The sequence below is a fragment of the Pseudomonas sp. FBCC-B1667 genome (assembly GCF_059133255.1).
This window is the reverse complement of the sequence record NZ_CP101437.1, coordinates 5,798,607-5,816,135: the sequence shown is the minus strand read 5'-3', so window position 1 is coordinate 5,816,135 and position 17,529 is coordinate 5,798,607. Positions and strand designations below refer to the sequence as shown.

The window sequence follows — 17,529 nt, the reverse complement described above, 5'->3', positions numbered from 1 at the left end:
CGCGCTCAGATGTCTTTGTTCAAACAGCTGTTGATCGCTATCTGTCTGTTCCTCGTGGTCGCCTTCACCGGCAGCTTTATGGTCAGCCTGGAAAGCTCGCGGACCCAGTACGTCAACCAGTTGCGTTCCCATGCCCAGGACGCCGCGACGGCGTTGGCGCTGTCTCTGACTCCCAACATCGACGACCCGGCGATGGTCGAGTTGCTGGTCAGTTCGATTTTCGACAGCGGCTACTACGCCAGCATCCGGGTCGTTGACCTGAGCAACGACAAAACCATCGTCGAGCGCAGCGGGATTCCGGCGGTGAACAACGTGCCGGACTGGTTCGTCAAAATGATTGGCCTCGAAGCCGCCGGTGGCGATGCGATTGTCAGCCGTGGCTGGGAGCAGGCGGCGCGGGTCGAGGTGGTCAGCCACCCGATGTTTGCGTTGGCCAAGCTGTGGCAAAGCGCGCTGGGCAGTCTCGGCTGGTTGCTGGTCTGTGGCGCAGTGAGCGCGGTGCTGGGCGCGCTGTTGTTGCGTCGGCAATTGAAACCGTTGGACTACATGGTCAAGCAATCCCACGCTATCGCTCGTCGTGAATTTCTCAGCCTGCCGGAGCTGCCACGCACCCCGGAACTGCGCCGCGTGGTGCAGGCGATGAATCAGATGGTCGAGAAGCTCAAGGCACTCTTCCAGGAGCAAGCCGAACGCAGTGAAAAACTGCGGGTCGAGTCCTATCAGGACAACCTCACCGGGCTCGCCAACCGTCGTTATTTCGAGATGCAATTGAACGCCCGAGTGAGCAATCCGGAGCAGGCCAGTTCCGGTTATCTCCTGTTGCTGCGGGTCAAGGACCTGGCCGGTTTGAACCAACGCCTGGGCGGCCAGCGCACCGACCAGTTGTTGAAAGCGGTGGGAGAGCAGTTGTCCCGCGAGTGTGCCAAGTACCCGGAAACCCAGAACCTCGTCACGCGGATTCGCGGCGGCGAGTTTGCTGTATTGGCGCCGGGGCTGGTGCGCGAAGAAGCGTTGCAACTGGCGCGGAACCTCGACAGCGCCTTGTCCAGTCTGCATGCGACGGGCGCCACCGATGTGGCTTCGGTGGCTTCGATCGGGCTGGCGCCGTTCGTTCATGGCGACTTACCGCAGGCGGTGCTCAGCCTGGGCGACCAGGCGCTGGCGCAGGCCGAAAGTCAGGGCGAGCCGAGTTGGGCGTGCCTGGATCACAGTGCGTCGGCCAGTGTCGGCGATGACCATCACGCCTGGAACAACTTGCTGGATCAGGCGTTGAATCAGCGGCGGTTCCAGCTGTATTTCCAACCGGTGGTGGCCAGCCAGGACACGCAACTGGTACTGCATTACAAAGTGCTCTCGCGCTTGGTCGATGAGCAGGGTCAGACCATTCCTGCCGGGCGTTTCCTGCCGTGGCTGGAACGTTTTGGCTGGACCGCGCGACTGGATCGGCTGATGTTGGAGTTGGTGCTGGAGCAGATGGCGGGTCACGAAGAATCGCTGGCGCTGAACCTGTCGTCGGCGACGTTGGGCGATCCGCAAATGCTGAATAAAATCTTCGAAATTTTGCGCGCGAACTCCAATCTGGGGCCGCGCCTGACCCTGGAAATCGGCGAGGAACAGTTGCCCGAGCAAGCGATGCTGGAAGAGCTGACGCGGCGCCTGCGAGAACTCGGTTTCTCCCTGAGCCTGCAACGCTTTGGCGGGCGTTTCAGCATGATCGGCAACCTGGCTCGGCTTGGGTTGGCGTACCTGAAGATTGATGGCGGCTACATTCGGGCGATTGATCAGGAGAGCGACAAGCGCCTGTTCATCGAGGCGATCCAGCGCGCGGCGCACAGCATCGATTTGCCGCTGATTGCCGAGCGAGTCGAGACTGAAGGGGAGTTGTCGGTGATTCGGGAAATGGGGATCTATGGGGTTCAGGGGCAATTGTTTGGTGAGCCCAAGCCTTGGCAGTGATGCTCGCGAAGGCGTCAGTGCAGTCACCAAAAAATCTGAAGGAAGATTCCTGGGAGATTTCCTGCCATTGTTTTATGGCGGCTGTGCGTGGGAGATCTTTCTTCCAGGAATGATCTGCCGGGGGGGCGTCTGCCCGGTCTTGCACACTCGCGCGCAGCTGCCAACCCATTCGTGTGCGTTTTCACTGAAGATCAACGGTGGAAGCGAGCTTGCTCGCGATGGCGTTAACGCAGGCACCCACAATGACGGGACTTTAGATCAACCCCGTCTCTTCATCATTGATCAAATGACTCAACCCGCCCAACGCCTCACGTGCCTGGGTCCGGTCCATCAATTTGGCTTGTGCCGCCGGCGGCAGGTCGGTGACGCGGATCACGCCTTTGCTGGTCAGCACCTGAATCAAGTCGTCGAGTACCCGGATCATTTCCAGGTCGCTCTGCTTGAGCTGTTTGAGGCTGGTTTCCATCACCTCGTTGGCATACCAAGCCTGGATTTCATGGTGGTCGGCGGGTAGTGTTTCCGTGGCCTCGGCGTAGGCCGTGGCTTCCACACGCACTAACTGACCTTGCGCATCGCGTTGCACGTAGAACATGTGAGCATCCCTCAGAAATGAACCAGCCTCATGCTGTCAGCAGCATAGGCCAACTGGACGCGAGTATGCGGTGCGGCGACGAAATCGTCACCGTGGAGAAAGGCACAAACGTGACGGCCGCCCCATAAGGGCGGCCGTTTTTCGTGGGATCAGCTGTTGTTGTGGTCGACTTTGATGGTCGGGTCGCTGCCGGCAATCAACGTGTGGATGTTGGCGCTGGACCAATTGTTGCCTTCCAGTTTGATCGTCACGTCCGGAGTCGCGGCTGCCGCGTCGCCGGAGTTGAACTTGCCGCCGGAGCTGACTTGCAGCGACGACACGCCATCCACCGTGCTGATCTTCAGGAAGTTGTCGATGGTGCTGCCGGTCTCGCCCTGCAACAGATCACGCAGGTCGATGCGGTCGCCTTCGCTGGCCTTGAAGTCCTTGATCACATCGTTGCCGGTGTCGCCCGACTTCCACACAAAGGTATCCGCACCCGAACCGCCCATCAGGATGTCGTTGCCCGAGCCACCCATCAGCGTGTCGTTACCGGTGCCACCGAGCAGGATGTCATTGCCCTTGCCGCCGTCGAGACTGTCGTTGCCACCGGAGCCGAAGAGAATGTCATTGCCCGTACCACCCAACAGCGTGTCGTTGCCGTCATGGGCGCCGGACACGTCAAACGCGGTGTAATGCTCAGTGATGAACTGATGCACGTTGCTGGTGGTGACCTTGCTGACGTCCACACCGGTCTGCTGGGAGACGAACGCCTGCATCGCCTGATAACCCTCACCGGCAATGCCGTTGAAACTCACCAGGTCGCCGAACAGGATGTCGTTGCCGTCGCCGCCATTGACCGTGTCGGAGCCCGGTTGTGTCGCTTCGGTATGACCGACGATCGAGTTGGCCAGGTCTTTCGGATCGATGTTGGTTTGCGGCGCATGGTTCGAGTCGTATGGGCTCAAGTCGGCGAGGGTGACGCCCTTGTTCAGGCCAATGGCTTCAACGTTGGACACATTGCTCAGCAGCGCGAAACTGGAAGTGGAGTTATCAACAATCGTCTGATCACTGCCGCTGCCCGTCGTGTAGGACAACTCGTAAGTACCGTCGCCCTGCGCGTGTACGGTTCCCACGTCGCTGGCTTTCCAATTCTTGGAGCCGTTCAAGGTGTACAGCGTCGCGTTCCCGTCACTGTCGATGGTCAGTTTGTGAGTGCTGTCGATGGTCGTGGAGAAGGTATCCCCCGGTTTGTAATTGCTGGTTTTCACCACGTCATCGAGCTTCACGCTGCCGTACAGCGTCGGGTTGGCCTGTTCGCCACTCTGGTAATAGTTCGGCTGGCCGTCGGTGATGAAGTACGTGAGGTTCTTCGCCCCGGTGTTGGCCACCGCGTCAGCGCTCTGGAACCAGTTGGCCGTGGTTTTGAATACATCTTCGTAGTTGGTCACACCGCCGGACGACATCGAGTCCAGTACCGATTTGAGCGCGGTCAGGGCATTCGGATCGTTCAGGTTGACCGATACCGACTTGTTGACCTGGGTATCGAAGTCCACCAGGAAGATATTCACGGTGCCCGAGTTGCCACCCATGCTCTGCTTGAGGGTGTTGAACACCGACGTCAGCGAGTCTTTGGCGGCGCTGATCGACGACGAGCTCATGCTGCCCGAACTGTCGACCATGAACGCGATGTTGTAATTGGTACCCGGAATCACCGTCAGGCCACCGATATCAGCAATCATGATGTCGTTGCCGTCGGTGCCAGAGAAGGTGTCATTACCGGACGTTGCGGTAACGGCGTTGTAAGCCGCCGGGTAAACCGTGACCGGAATCGTCGCAGTGCTGACTGCCGATCCGCCCAGCGCCTCGGTGGATGTTGAGGTCACGGTCAGGTTGAACTGGCCGTTGTAGTACGGCGGCGGGGTCACGGTCAGGGTGCCGAGGTTCCAGCCGGTGACGTTGGCTTCGCCGGAGGTCGCGGTGGCGGTGAAGGTGTGGCCGGCGCCATCGGTGAGCACCGAGCCCGCCGGGATGCCGCTGATCTTCACACTCAGGCTTTCAGAGCCGTCGGTGTCGGTCAGCGCCGTGTTGATCGCGGTCAGGTGAACGCTGGTGCCTTCGGCGCCGGTGTTGAGTGTGTAACCGTCGTAGTAGCCTTCGCCGTTGGTGCCATGCAAATCGGACACGGTCACGCCGGCAGCGGCCAGGTCCGCCACGCCGGTGTACAGCGGCACGCCAGCGCTGCTCAGGTCGACTGCCGCACCGCCGTTGACCGACAGGTTGACGTCATAGCTGCCCGGGCCGCTCTGGTTGTGGTGGTAGATGTCCAGTGTGTAGTAACCACTGGTGGTCGGGATGAACGAACCGTTCAAATTACCGCCCGCGCCCCAGGTGATCGCCGCAACATTCTTGCCGCCGATGGTCACCAGCAGGCTGTCATCGCCGGTACCGCTGAAGGTGTAAGTCTTGCCCGCTTCGAGGTAGATCAGGCCGGAGGTTTTCGATGCCGTGCCCGCCGTGACGCTGCCGTCGGACTGCACGTTGGTCACGGTGCTACTGGAGTTCGGTGTGCCCGCGCCATCGATGATGCTTTTCAGCGTGCCCGTAGATGCGCCATTGCCATCGGTGCCGAGGCCCGACAGACCGGTCCAGACTTCCTTGATTAATCCTGTCGAGGTGACGTTGTTGCTCGCGACGTTCAGCGTTGGCGCGTCAGCCACCGGGGTGATGTCGATTTTGATCGTGCCGGTGTTGCCCTGCAGCGAGCCGTCGGTTGGCTGGAACTGGATCTGTGCGTAGTCCGCCTTGTTGTTGCCCATGCCGGCGCTATTGCCGTTGGCGCCAGACTCGTTGGCATCTGGCATAAAACGTACCTTACCGGCGTCGATATCCGTCTTGCTGAGGGTCTGGTTGGCCGTTACGTCGGTCCAGGTCGAACCGTTCAGGTACTGCAATTTGCCTTCGCCGGGCAGGCCGGTGATTTTCACACCGAGGCTGGCAGCCGGGCTGTCGACATCGCTGACGCCAAAGGTAGACCAGCTCAGGATCAGCGGGGTGTCTTCGGTGCCGGTGACGTTGACCGGTGCGGCGGTCGGTGCGTCATTCACCCCAACCACGGTCACCGTGGTGGTCGCGGTGTTGGAGTAGTTGCTGCCATCGGTCACGGTCACGGTGATGATCCGCGGCACGGTGCTCGGGTCTTCACTGCTGTTGGTGAAGCTGATGTTCTTGATCTGCTGCATGTAGTCGGCGAGCGTCGCATTGCCGGACAACGTCAGCGTGACCGTGCCATTCGTGCTGTTGGCATTGATGGTGATGCCGTTGACGCTGTTGCCCAGGTTCAGCGCATCGCCCGGCTGACGGTTGGTCAGCACGATGGTCGCGCCGGTCAGCATTGTGCTGTCCGGGTCGGTGATTTTCAGGTCAGTGTCGCCGATCGATACACCCTGGCCGGTGGTGCCTTCGGTGAACGTCACGTTGTAGTTGGCACCGGTGGCGCCGCTGGAGTTGTTGGCGTCGAGGTCGAGCACTGGTGGCGCATCGTTGTCGATGATCGAGGTGCTGACGCTGCCGTTGGTCGCACTGACCGCCAGCGTCTCGAAGTTGCCGCCGGTGGCCGAGTCGATCTTGACCACGAAGTTTTCAGTGCCTTCGGTGATCCGGTCGTCCAGCGTCGCGACATTGAAATTGGCGCTGCTGGCGCCGGCCGGAATCTTCACGGTGTACACACCGGTGAAATCCGAACCGTCCGCGGCGGTGCCGCTGTAGACGATTTTCAGCGTCACTTCGGTCTGCGCCGGGTTAGTCAGGCTGACCGTGTAGCTGGCGGTCTGCCCTTCGGTCACCGAGCTGCTGCCGCTGATACTGACCGTGGTGGTGTCCTTGAAGTCGCCGACTGTGGTCGAGACGCCGGTCTTGTCAGCGCCGAGGGCTTCAAGGTTGCCACCGCTGGCGCTCTTGATCGATTCCGTGATGGTTGGCGCGCCGTTGTAAACGTCGTTGCCTGCGGTTACCAGCAAGGTGCCGGAGCTTTGGCCGACGGCAATGGTGATGGTTTTGCCGCTGTCCAACGTCACGGTGACCGGCGCATCGTGCGCGGTGACCAGCGCGCCGTTTTTGTCGGTCAGTGTCGCGGTGTAGGTGATGGTGCCGTTTTCGTTGACGCTCGGGGTGGCAGTCAGTTTTACCGTGGTGGTGTCGTTGACGTCGTTGACCGAGGTGCTGACTTTGTCGGTGTTTGGCGAAATCAGTTCCAGGTTGCCACCGGCCGCCGATTTGATGCCTTCGGTAACCGTGGTCGGACCTTTGTAGACGTCGTTGCCTGCGCTCACGGCCAAGGTGCCGGAGCTCTGGCCGACGGCGATGGTGATGGTTTTGCCGCTGTCGAGCGTGACGGTGACCGGCGCATCGTGAGCGGTGACCAAGGCGCCTTTGGCATCGGTCAGGGTCGCGGTGTAAGTGATGGTGCCGTTTTCATCGACGCTTGGGGTGGCGGTCAACTTCACGGTGGTCGCGTCGTTGACGTCGTTAACCGTGGTGGTGACTTTGTCGGTGTTTGGCGCAATCAGTTCCAGGTTGCCACCGGCCGCCGATTTGATGCCTTCGGTAACCGTGGTCGGACCTTTGTAGACGTCGTTGCCTGCGCTCACGGCCAAGGTGCCGGAGCTCTGGCCGACGGCGATGGTGATGGTTTTGCCGCTGTCGAGCGTGACGGTGACCGGCGCATCGTGCGCGGTGACCAAGGCACCTTTGGCATCAGTCAGGGTCGCGGTGTAGGTGATGGTGCCGTTTTCGTTGACGCTCGGGGTCGCGGTCAGCTTCACCGTAGTGGCGTCGTTGACGTCATTGACCGTGGTACTGACTTTGTCGGTGTTTGGCGCAATCAGTTCCAGGTTGCCACCGGCCGCCGATTTGATGCCTTCGGTGACGGTGGTCTGGCCTTTGTAGACATCGTTATCCGCCGTCACCAGCAAAGTGCCGGAGCTCTGGCCGACGGCGATAGTGATGGTCTTGCCGCTGTCGAGGGTGACGGTCACTGGCACATCGTGAGCGGTGACCAAGGCGCCTTTGGCATCGGTCAGGGTCGCGGTGTAGGTGATGGTGCCGTTTTCATTCACGCTCGGGGTCGCGGTCAACTTGACGACGACTTCGCTGAGGGTGTCGGTGATGACCACCGACGCCGGGTTACCCAGCACCAGATTTTCCAGCGCAGTACCACCGGAAGTCGCGCCGCTGATGCCCAGGGTCGCAGTGCCGGCGTCTTTGTAGACGTCTTCGCCTTGCGGCGACAGGGTGTGGACTTTTTCCGTTTCGCCCGCGGCGAAGGTCACGGTCTGGCCGTCGCTCAACTTCACGGTCAGGGCAACATCCTGGGCCTTGTCGAGCTTGATGGTGAAGCTTGGCGCCTGGTTTTCCAGCACTGCGCCGTTGCCGACGATAGTGATGCCGACCTTGTCGCCCTGGTTGTTGGTTGTGGTACCTGAACCTGCTTCGTCAGTAACGGCGGTTTGTACCGAATTCTGAGCCAGGGTCAGAGGTCCGGGGGTATCCGCGCCGCTGACGCTTTCGAGTTTGTTGACGATGGTCGGTTGACCGCCCATCAGGATGTCGTCCGGGGCAGTGACAGTGAACGAGCCGGTCGTCTTGTCGGCCGGCACCGTGATGACGGTGCCGTCGGTCAACTTGAAGGTCAGCGCATCGTGACTCTCGATTGCAATGCCGTCTTTGTTCGACAGGGTCACGGTGTAAGTAATCTGGCCGCCTTCCGCCACGGTGGTTTTATCCACCGTGAGGGTGGCGACCATCTCGCTGATGGCGGCCGGCGGGTAAACCGTGACCGGGATCGTTGCGGTGCTTGGCGCCGAACCGCCGAGGGTCTCGGTGGACGTCGAGGTCACGGTCAGGTTGAACTGGCCGTTGAAGCCTGCAGGCGGGGTCACGGTCAGGGAACCGAGGCTCCAGCCGGTGACATTGGCTTCGCCTGAGGTCGCAGTCGCGGTGAAGGTATGGCCCGCGCCGTCAGTGAGCACCGAGCCCGCCGGGATGCCGCTGATCTTCACGCTCAGGCTTTCGGAGCCGTCGGTATCGGTCAGCGCCGTGCTGATGGCGGACAGGTGAATGCTGGTGCCTTCGGCGCCGGTGTTGAGTTTGTAGCCGTCGTAGTAGCCTTCGCCGTTGATGCCGTGCAAATCGGAAACCGTCACGCCGGAAGCGGCCAGATCCGCGACGCCGGTATACAGCGGAACGCCAGCGCTGCTCAGGTCGACAGCCGGGCCGCCGTTAACCGACAGGTTGACGTCATAGTTGCCCGGGCCGTTCTGATTGTGGTGGTAGATGTCCAGGGTGTAGTAACCGCTGGTGGACGGGGTGAACGAACCGTTCAGGTTGGCCCCGGCGCCCCACGTAGTGGCCGCGACGTTCTTGCCACCGATGGTCACCAGCAGGCTGTCATCGCCGGTGCCACTGAAGGTGTACGTCTTGCCGGCTTCGAGGTAGATCAGGCCGGAGGTTTTCGACGCCGTGCCTTGGGCCACATCGCCACCGGACTGCACATTGCTGACCGTGCTGCTGGAATTCGGCGTGCCCGCGCCATCGATGACACTTTTCAGCGTGTTCGTCGCTGCGCCACTGCCATCGGTGCCGAGGCCCGACAGGCCGGTCCAGACTTCCTTTATCAACCCCGTTGACGTGACGTCGTTCCCGGCGACATTCAGCGTTGGCGCATCCGCCACCGGAGTAATGTCGACTTTCAGGGTCGCTTCAGTGCCCTGGTTGAAGCCGTCGGTAGGCTTGAACTGAATCTGCGCGTAATCCGACGCTTTGTTGCCAACGCAGGTTCCGCCATAACCATCGGACCCCGATTCATTGGCGGCGGGTACAAAGGTCAGTTTGCCCAGCGCGATATCCGCCTGGCTGATGGTCTGGCCCAAGGTGACCTGCACGCCGTTGAACAGCAGGGTGCCACCGCCCGATACCTGGGTGATGGTGATGCCGAGCGGGCTGTCGTTATCGAGGTCGGTGACCTTGAAGTCGTTCCAGCTCAAGGTGATGGTCGAATCTTCGAGACCCGTGACCGCACCGCCGGCGGACACCGGCGCGTGGTCGTTGTCGGTGACGGTGACGCTGGTCTTGTCGGTGCTCAGTACCAGGTTTTCAAAGGTGTTGGTGCCCGAGACGCCCGTCAGTTGATTAACCACCGTCACCGGCTGGTTGATGACGTGATTGTCCTGGGTGGTCACCAAGGTGCTGCCGCTGATTTGGTTGGCCGCAACCTTGACCACGGTGCCGTCAGTCAACGTAAAGGACAGGTCGCCATGGTTATTGACCGGCAGGCCATCGGCGTTGGTCAGGGTCACGGTGTAGGTGACTTTGCCGCCTTCGGTGACGCTGGCGTTATCCACCGTCAGTTTGGCGACCACGTCGTTGATGGTGTCAGTGATGTCCGTGGACACCAGCGATTTGTCCGGCACCAGGCTTTCAAATTTGCCGCCGCTGACCTCGTCGATGCTGGCGGTGACTTTGCCGGCGTCCAGGTTCACGTCGTCTTTCGGCGCGTCCACGCTGACGTGGCCGGACACGGCATCCTTGAGGATGGTGATGATCGCGCCGTTGCTCAGTTTCACGGTCATGTCGCTGCCGGCGGCATGGGACAAGGTCGCGGTGTAGACGATTTGCCCGCCTTCCTGCACCGAACCGCTGGCGCTGAGGGTCAGGCTGGTGGTGTCGGCGGTGTCGGTCACTTGGGTGACGACGGCGGAGCGGTCGGTGTCGAGTTTTTCGAAGTTGCCGCCGGTGCTGTCCGCGATCGCTGCGCGGACGTCCGGTGCGCCGGTGTAGATGTCATTCGGCACGGTGTACGGCGCCGAACCGCTGGACTCGCCGGCCTTGATGTTGATCACCAGGCCGTTGTTCAGCGTCACGGTCATCGCCGTGTCGGCCGGGTGGTTCAGGGTAGCGGTGTAGATGATCTGGCCACCTTCGCCGACGGTGCTCACGTCTGCGCTGAGCTTCAGCGTCGTGGTGTCGATGGTGTCATTGACGGTGGTCGTGTGCGTGGTCTGGCTGACGTCGAGCTTTTCGAAGTTGCCGCCGCTGGTGCCGGCGATGCCGACGGTGATCTTGCTGCCGTCCTTGTAGACGTCATCGCCCGGCGCCGGGACGGTGATGGAACCCGACTTGTCGCCGGCCTTGATCACGACGCTCTCGCCGTTGCTCAACTTGACCGTCATGTCAGTGCCGGCGGCGTTGCTGAGGTTGACGGTGTACGTGATGTTGCCGCCTTCGACCACGTAGTCGCTGGCGGTCATGGTCACCTTGGTGGTGTCCACGGTATCGCTGATGGCGGTCGAGGTCGGGGTTTTGTCGGCGACCAGATTCTCGTAGTTGCCGCCGGTCACCTTTGTGATGGAGTTGGTCAGCGGTTCATGACCGACCAGCGCATCGTTCGGCGCCTTGACGGTGATCGAACCGGTGCTTTCACCGACCGCGATAGTGATTTTTTCACCATTGGCCAAGGTGACGACGACCGCTTGGCCAGTGACCGGTGCAGTGACGGACGCGGTGTACACCACGTTGCCGCCTTCGGCCGTGGCAGGCGTGGCGGTCAGGCTGACCGTCGAAGTATCGAGGGTGTCGCTGACGCTGGTCACGGCGGCTGCCGGGTCTTTGACCAGGTTTTCGAAGTTGCCGCCGCTGGCGTCCTTGATGGTCGCTTCGACTTTACCGGCGTCCTTGTAGACGTCATCGGCCGGTGCCTTGACGGTCACCGAGCCGGTGGTCGCCCCCGCCGCGATGTTGATCACCGCGCCGTTGCTCAGGGTGACGGTCACGGGGGTACCGGCAGCGTTGGTCAGTTTGGCGGTGTAAACGATCGAGCCGCCTTCAGCGACGGAATCGGTCGCGGTCAGGCTGACGGTGGTGGTGTCTTTGACATCGGTCACTGAGGTGACCGCCGGGGTTTTATTGGCCACTAGGTTTTCGTAGTTGCCACCGGTGGTGCCGTCGATTTTTACGCTCAGCGTTGCACCGCCAGCCAGGGCATCGTTCGGTGCTTTGAAATTGACGCTGGCACTGCTGGCGCCGACCGGAATGGTGATGGTCTGGCCGTTGGACAAGGTCACGACGACCGGCGAACCGGTGACGGGCGCGGTGACGGACGCGGTGTAGACCACGGTCCCGCCTTCGACGGTATGGGCCGTAGCGGTCAGGGATACGGTGCTGTTGTTGATCGTATCGGTCACGTTGGTGACGGCGGGCGTCTTGTCGGCGACCAGGTTTTCGAAGTCGCCACCGGTGGTTTTGGTGATGCTGGCGTCGACTTTGCCGGCGTCCTTGTACACATCATCCTTGGGCGCGGCGACATTCACCGAACCGGTGGTGGCGCCCTTGGCAATGTTGATCACGGCGCCGTTGCTCAGCGTCACGGTCATGGCGGAGCCCGCGGCATTCGTCAGGGTCGCGGTGTAGACAATCGAGCCGCCCTCGGCGACCGAACCAGTGGCGCTCAGGCTCAGGCCGGTGGTGTCTTTCGTATCGGTAACGGTGGTGACCGCCGGCGCGTAGTTGACCGCAACGTTTTCGAAGTTGCCACCGCTTTGACCGACGATGATCGCCGCAACTTTGCCGCCATCGACGTACGGAGTGTCAGCCGGTGCAGCGAAGTCGACCGAACCGCTGGAAGCGCCAGCAGCGATCTGGATGACCGCACCGTTGCTCAACTTCACGGTCATGGCCGTGTCTGTCGGGTTGCTCAGGGTGGCGGTGTAGGTGATCTGGCCCCCTTCACTGACGGTGTGGCTGGCTGACAGAGACAGTAACGTAGTGTTGATGGTGTCAAAGACGATGGTGATGGCGGGTGCCGGGCTGACGACGAGGTTCTCGAAGTTGCCGCCGGTGGCATCGGTCACCTTCACGGTGAGCAAACCGGTGTCTCTGTAGACGTCGTCGCTTGGCGCCGCGATGGTCACCGAACCGCTGGTTTTGCCCGCGGCAATGGTGATGGTCTCACCGTTGCTCAGCGTGACGGTGACCGGGGTTTGCGCGGCGTGGCTCAGGGTCGCGGTGTAAGTAATGTGCGAACCTTCAAGTACCGCGGTGTCCGCGCTGAGGGTCAGGCGTGTGGTGTTGGTGGTATCCGCCACGTTGGTCACGGCTGGCGCCGGGTTGGTGACCAGGTTTTCAAAGTTGCCGCCAGCAGCGTCTTTGATGGTGACTTCTACTTTGCCGGCGTCCTTGTAGACGTCGTCCTTCGGCGCATCGACTTTGACAGTACCGGTGGTTTTACCGGCATCGATGGTGATGGTCGCGCCGTTGCTCAGGGTCACAGTCACCGGCGTGCCGGCCGGGTTGGTCAAGGTCGCGGTATAAACGATCGAGCCACCCTCGTTGACGTTGCCGGTGGCCGTCAGTGACAGGGTGGTGGTGTCAACGGTGTCGGTCACGCTGGTACTGACCGGTGTTTTATCGGCCACCAGATTTTCGTAGTTGCCGCCGCTGACGTTGGTGATCGAGTTGGTGACCGGTGCGTGACCATTGACCACATCGTTCGAGACCACGGCATTGACGGTGCCGCTGCTTTTGCCAATATCGATGGTGATGGTCTGACCGTTGGCCAGGGTCACGATCACGGGCGAACCGGTAACCGGAGCACCGACCGATGCGGTGTAAACCACGGTGCCGCCTTCGGCCACGCTGCTGGTGGCGGTCAGGCTGACGGTCGAGGTGTCGAGGGTGTCAGTGACGCTGGTTACAGCGGCAGTCGGGTCTTTGACCAGATTTTCGAAATTGCCGCCGGTGGCGTCCTTGATGGTTGCTTCGACTGTGCCGGCGTCTTTGTAGACGTCATCGGCCGGAGCCTTGACGCTAACGCTGCCGGTGGTCGCGCCCGCCGCGATGGTAATGACCGCACCGTTGCTCAGGGTGACGGTGACTGGCGTGTCGGCAGCGTTGGTCAGGGTTGCGGTGTAGACGATCGAGCCACCTTCAGCGACGGAATCGGTCGCGGTCAGGCTAACGGTGGTCGTGTCCTGGGTATCGGTGATCGCGGTGTCTGCCGACTTGCCGTCAACGTCCAGCTTCTCGTAGTTGCCGCCCGTGGCGTCGTCGATTTTTACGCTCAGCGAACCGCCGCCAGCCAAGGCATCGTTCGGTGCGGTGAAGTTCACGCTGGCGCTGCTGTCGCCGACCGGAATGGTAATGGTCTGGCCGTTGGACAAGGTCACGACGACCGGCGAACCGGTGACGGGTGCGGTGACGGAGGCGGTGTAAACCACGGTGCCGCCTTCGGCCACGCTGTCGGTGGCGGTCAGGCTGACGGTCGAGGTGTCGAGGGTGTCAGTGACGTCAGTCACCGCCGCTGCTGGATCTGTGACCAGATTTTCGAAATTGCCGCCGGTGGCGTCCTTGATGGTTGCTTCGACTGTGCCGGCGTCTTTGTAAACGTCATCGGCCGGTGCCTTGACGGTCACCGAGCCAGTGCTCGCCCCCGCCGCGATGTTGATCACCGCGCCATTGCTCAGGGTGACGGTCACTGGCGTGTCGGCAGCGTTGGTCAGGGTCGCGGTGTAAACGATCGAGCCACCTTCAGCGACGGAATCGGTCGCGGTCAGGCTAACGGTGGTCGTGTCCTGGGTATCGGTGATCGCGGTGTCTGCCGACTTGCCGTCAACGTCCAGCTTCTCGTAGTTGCCGCCCGTGGCGTCGTCGATTTTTACGCTCAGCGAACCGCCGCCAGCCAAGGCATCGTTCGGTGCGGTGAAGTTCACGCTGGCGCTGCTGTCGCCGACCGGAATGGTAATGGTCTGGCCGTTGGACAAGGTCACGACGACCGGCGAACCGGTGACGGGTGCGGTGACGGAGGCGGTGTAAACCACGGTGCCGCCTTCGGCCACGCTGCTGGTGGCGGTCAGGCTGACGGTCGAGGTGTCGAGGGTGTCAGTGACGTCAGTCACCGCCGCTGCTGGATCTGTGACCAGATTTTCGAAATTGCCGCCGGTGGCGTCCTTGATGGTCGCTTCGACTGTGCCGGCGTCTTTGTAGACGTCATCGGCCGGTGCCTTGACGGTCACCGAGCCAGTGCTCGCCCCCGCCGCGATGTTGATCACTGCGCCATTGCTCAGGGTGACGGTGACTGGCGTGTCGGCAGCGTTGGTCAGGGTTGCGGTGTAGACGATCGAGCCGCCTTCGGCGACGGAATCGGTCGCGGTCAGGCTAATGGTGGTCGTGTCCTGGGTATCGGTGATCGAGGTGTCCGCCGATTTGCCGTCAACGTCCAGCTTCTCGTAGTTGCCGCCCTTGGCGTCGTCGATTTTTACGCTCAGCGAACCGCCGCCAGCCAAGGCATCGTTCGGTGCGGTGAAGTTCACGCTGGCGCTGCTGTCGCCGACCGGAATGGTAATGGTCTGGCCGTTGGACAAGGTCACGACGACCGGCGAACCGGTGACGGGTGCGGTGACGGACGCGGTGTAAACCACGGTGCCGCCTTCGGCCACGCTGCTGGTGGCGGTCAGGCTGACGGTCGAGGTGTCGAGGGTGTCAGTGACGTCAGTCACCGCCGCTGCTGGATCTTTGACCAGATTTTCGAAATTGCCGCCGGTGGCGTCCTTGATGGTCGCTTCGACTGTGCCGGCGTCTTTGTAGACGTCATCGGCCGGTGCCTTGACGGTCACCGAGCCAGTGCTCGCCCCCGCCGCGATGTTGATCACTGCGCCATTGCTCAGGGTGACGGTCACTGGCGTGTCGGCAGCGTTGGTCAGGGTCGCGGTGTAAACGATCGAGCCACCTTCAGCGACGGAATCGGTCGCGGTCAGGCTAACGGTGGTCGTGTCCGGGGTATCGGTGATCGCGGTGTCCGCCGATTTGCCGTCAACGTCCAGCTTCTCGTAGTTGCCGCCCGTGGCGTCGTCGATTTTTACGCTCAGCGAACCGCCGCCAGCCAAGGCATCGTTCGGTGCGGTGAAATTCACGCTGGCGCTGCTGTCGCCGACCGGAATGGTAATGGTCTGGCCGTTGGACAAGGTCACGATCACGGGTGAACCGGTAACCGGAGCACCGACCGATGCGGTGTAAACCACGGTGCCGCCTTCGGCCACGCTGCTGGTGGCGGTCAGGCTGACGGTCGAGGTGTCCAGGGTGTCAGTGACGTCAGTCACCGCCGCTGCTGGATCTGTGACCAGATTTTCGAAATTGCCGCCGGTGGCGTCCTTGATGGTCGCTTCGACTGTGCCGGCGTCTTTGTAGACGTCATCGGCCGGTGCCGGGACGCTAACGCTGCCGGTGGTCGCGCCCGCCGCGATGGTAATGACCGCACCGTTGCTCAAGGTCACGATGACTGGCGTGCCGGCCGGATTGGTCAGGGTCGCGGTGTACAAAATCTGTCCGCCTTCGGCCACTTCAGTGGACGCCGACAGGCTCAGGCCCGTGTCATCGCGGGAGTCGGTGATGGTGGTGACCGCCGGGGTGGTGCTCGGGACCAGGTTTTCGAAGTTGCCGCCCGTGGCACCGGTAATCGTGGTGGTGACGGTGCTGCCATTGTTATAGACGTCGTTGGCCGCGGTCGGCACGTTAACGGTGCCCGTGGTGTTGCCGGCGTCGATGGTGATGGTCGAGCCGTTGGACAGGGTGATGGTCACCGGGGTCTGAGCCGGGTTGGTCAGCGTCGCGGTGTACGTGATCACGCCGCCTTCGGTCACGCTGGCGCCTGCGGTCAGGGTAACGGTGGTGGCGTCGACGGTGTCGGTGACTTGAGTCACGGCCGGAGTCGTCGGGGAGGTGACGATGATGCCGTTGCCGCCCGTGGTGCCGGTGACGGTCACATCGATCTGGGTCGGGTCGTTATAAACGGTGTCGTTCGGTGCCAGCGGCACGCTGACAGTGCCGGTCAGTTGGCCAGCCTGGATCACGATCACCGAGCCGTTGGACAAGGTGATGCTCAGGTCGGTCAGCGGCGCCTGGGTCAGGGTCGCGGTGTAAACCAGTACGCCGCCGGCTTCGGTGATGGTCGGCGTGGCGGTCAGGCTCAGGGTCGACTCACGTTGCAGGTTCGGGTTGTTGTTGGCTGTTTGCCCGTTGGTGATGTCCTCTGCCACCAAGCCTGCAGTGCTGAAGCCCGCGGTCGGGAAACCCACGGTCGGGTCCACCCGGCCAGCGGTGGCATCCAGCATCACGAAGCTGTGACCGCCCCCTGCTGCGCCGCCGGTGCCGGCAGCCGTGGGGCCGGCCGCAGTGGCTTCAAGGTCTTTGGTCGGGTCGGCACCGGCGACGATGGCTTGCTGCAGTTCTTCAACCGATGGCGCGGCCTGTGCGGTGGCCTCTGCCAGGTCGGTGCTGGAGTCCGGAGCGCTGGCGCTCCACTGAGTATCGCGGCCCAGGTCCAGAGTCCGGCCGTCAGCCAGTTCGAGCGTGACGGCGCCGGCGGCGCCCGTGTCTACCTGATCGCCTGCGAGTAACCGATCGCCTTCAACGAGTACACGTCGGACGCCCTCTGGGGACACCGCGAACACTTGACCGACAATGCTTTTGACGATGGCAACAACACTGCTCATTGAAGACTCTCCGGGTGGCGCATTCAGTTGACTTGCAGGGGACCTGACAACACTCGGCCAGCCTTGGCCGGGTGTACGTTTAAAACAAGAGTAGACGCAAGTTTGACGCGGATATTCGTCAATAAATTGTCTATGCTTTTTCGCTATTGACTATATGCCAAACTATTGACCTTGCAGGTGCCATCCTAAACACTCGTCCCAGTAATGTCACATTGATATTTCTATAACAGAGGGTCTTGCCGAGTGCGATTCGGTTCCAGTTTTCAACTTTCCGACATACGGTAATGCGCACGTTCATTTTCCGACGCATTTGCATGTTTCGCAGCGAGTCTCTGCAAGTCACTCAGGGAAATCGACATCGCTCGTCTACAGTGATACATGGCGTTATTCATCGCTCCAGGCACCGGTTTAGTTAAGGTACAGAGCGTTGCGCAGGCTATGAGACAGGCACTGGAAGTCCAT

Annotated in this window: 3 protein-coding genes; 1 reads left to right on the top strand and 2 read right to left on the bottom strand. The window is 61.6% G+C overall.

Annotation, left to right across the window (positions count from 1 at the left end; translation table 11 throughout):
- Positions 1-9: 9 nt before the first annotated feature.
- Positions 10-1,956, top strand: coding sequence for a cyclic di-GMP receptor LapD (gene lapD / locus NL116_RS26835; RefSeq protein ID WP_494374768.1), 1,947 nt, complete (start codon positions 10-12; stop codon positions 1,954-1,956).
- Between the two features lie 253 nt (positions 1,957-2,209).
- Here the strand turns inward: lapD and NL116_RS26830 are convergent, their stop codons facing one another.
- Together NL116_RS26830 and NL116_RS26825 are read right to left on the bottom strand one after the other, a co-directional pair.
- Positions 2,210-2,548 carry a tryptophan synthase subunit beta gene (locus NL116_RS26830; RefSeq protein WP_494374767.1) on the bottom strand — a complete coding sequence of 113 codons (339 nt, stop codon included), beginning with the start codon at positions 2,546-2,548 and terminating at the stop codon, positions 2,210-2,212.
- 149 nt (positions 2,549-2,697) lie between these two features.
- A complete protein-coding gene (locus NL116_RS26825) occupies positions 2,698-17,067 on the bottom strand; it encodes a retention module-containing protein (RefSeq protein WP_494374766.1) in 14,370 nt (4,789 codons plus the stop codon).
- Positions 17,068-17,529 lie beyond the last annotated feature (462 nt).

Coding starts and splice junctions, on each gene's coding strand:
- NL116_RS26825 (WP_494374766.1), bottom strand. CDS start 17,067: ATGAGCAGTGTTGTTGCCATCGTCAAAAGCATTGTCGGTCAAGTGTTC.
- lapD (WP_494374768.1), top strand. CDS start 10: ATGTCTTTGTTCAAACAGCTGTTGATCGCTATCTGTCTGTTCCTCGTG.
- NL116_RS26830 (WP_494374767.1), bottom strand. CDS start 2,548: ATGTTCTACGTGCAACGCGATGCGCAAGGTCAGTTAGTGCGTGTGGAA.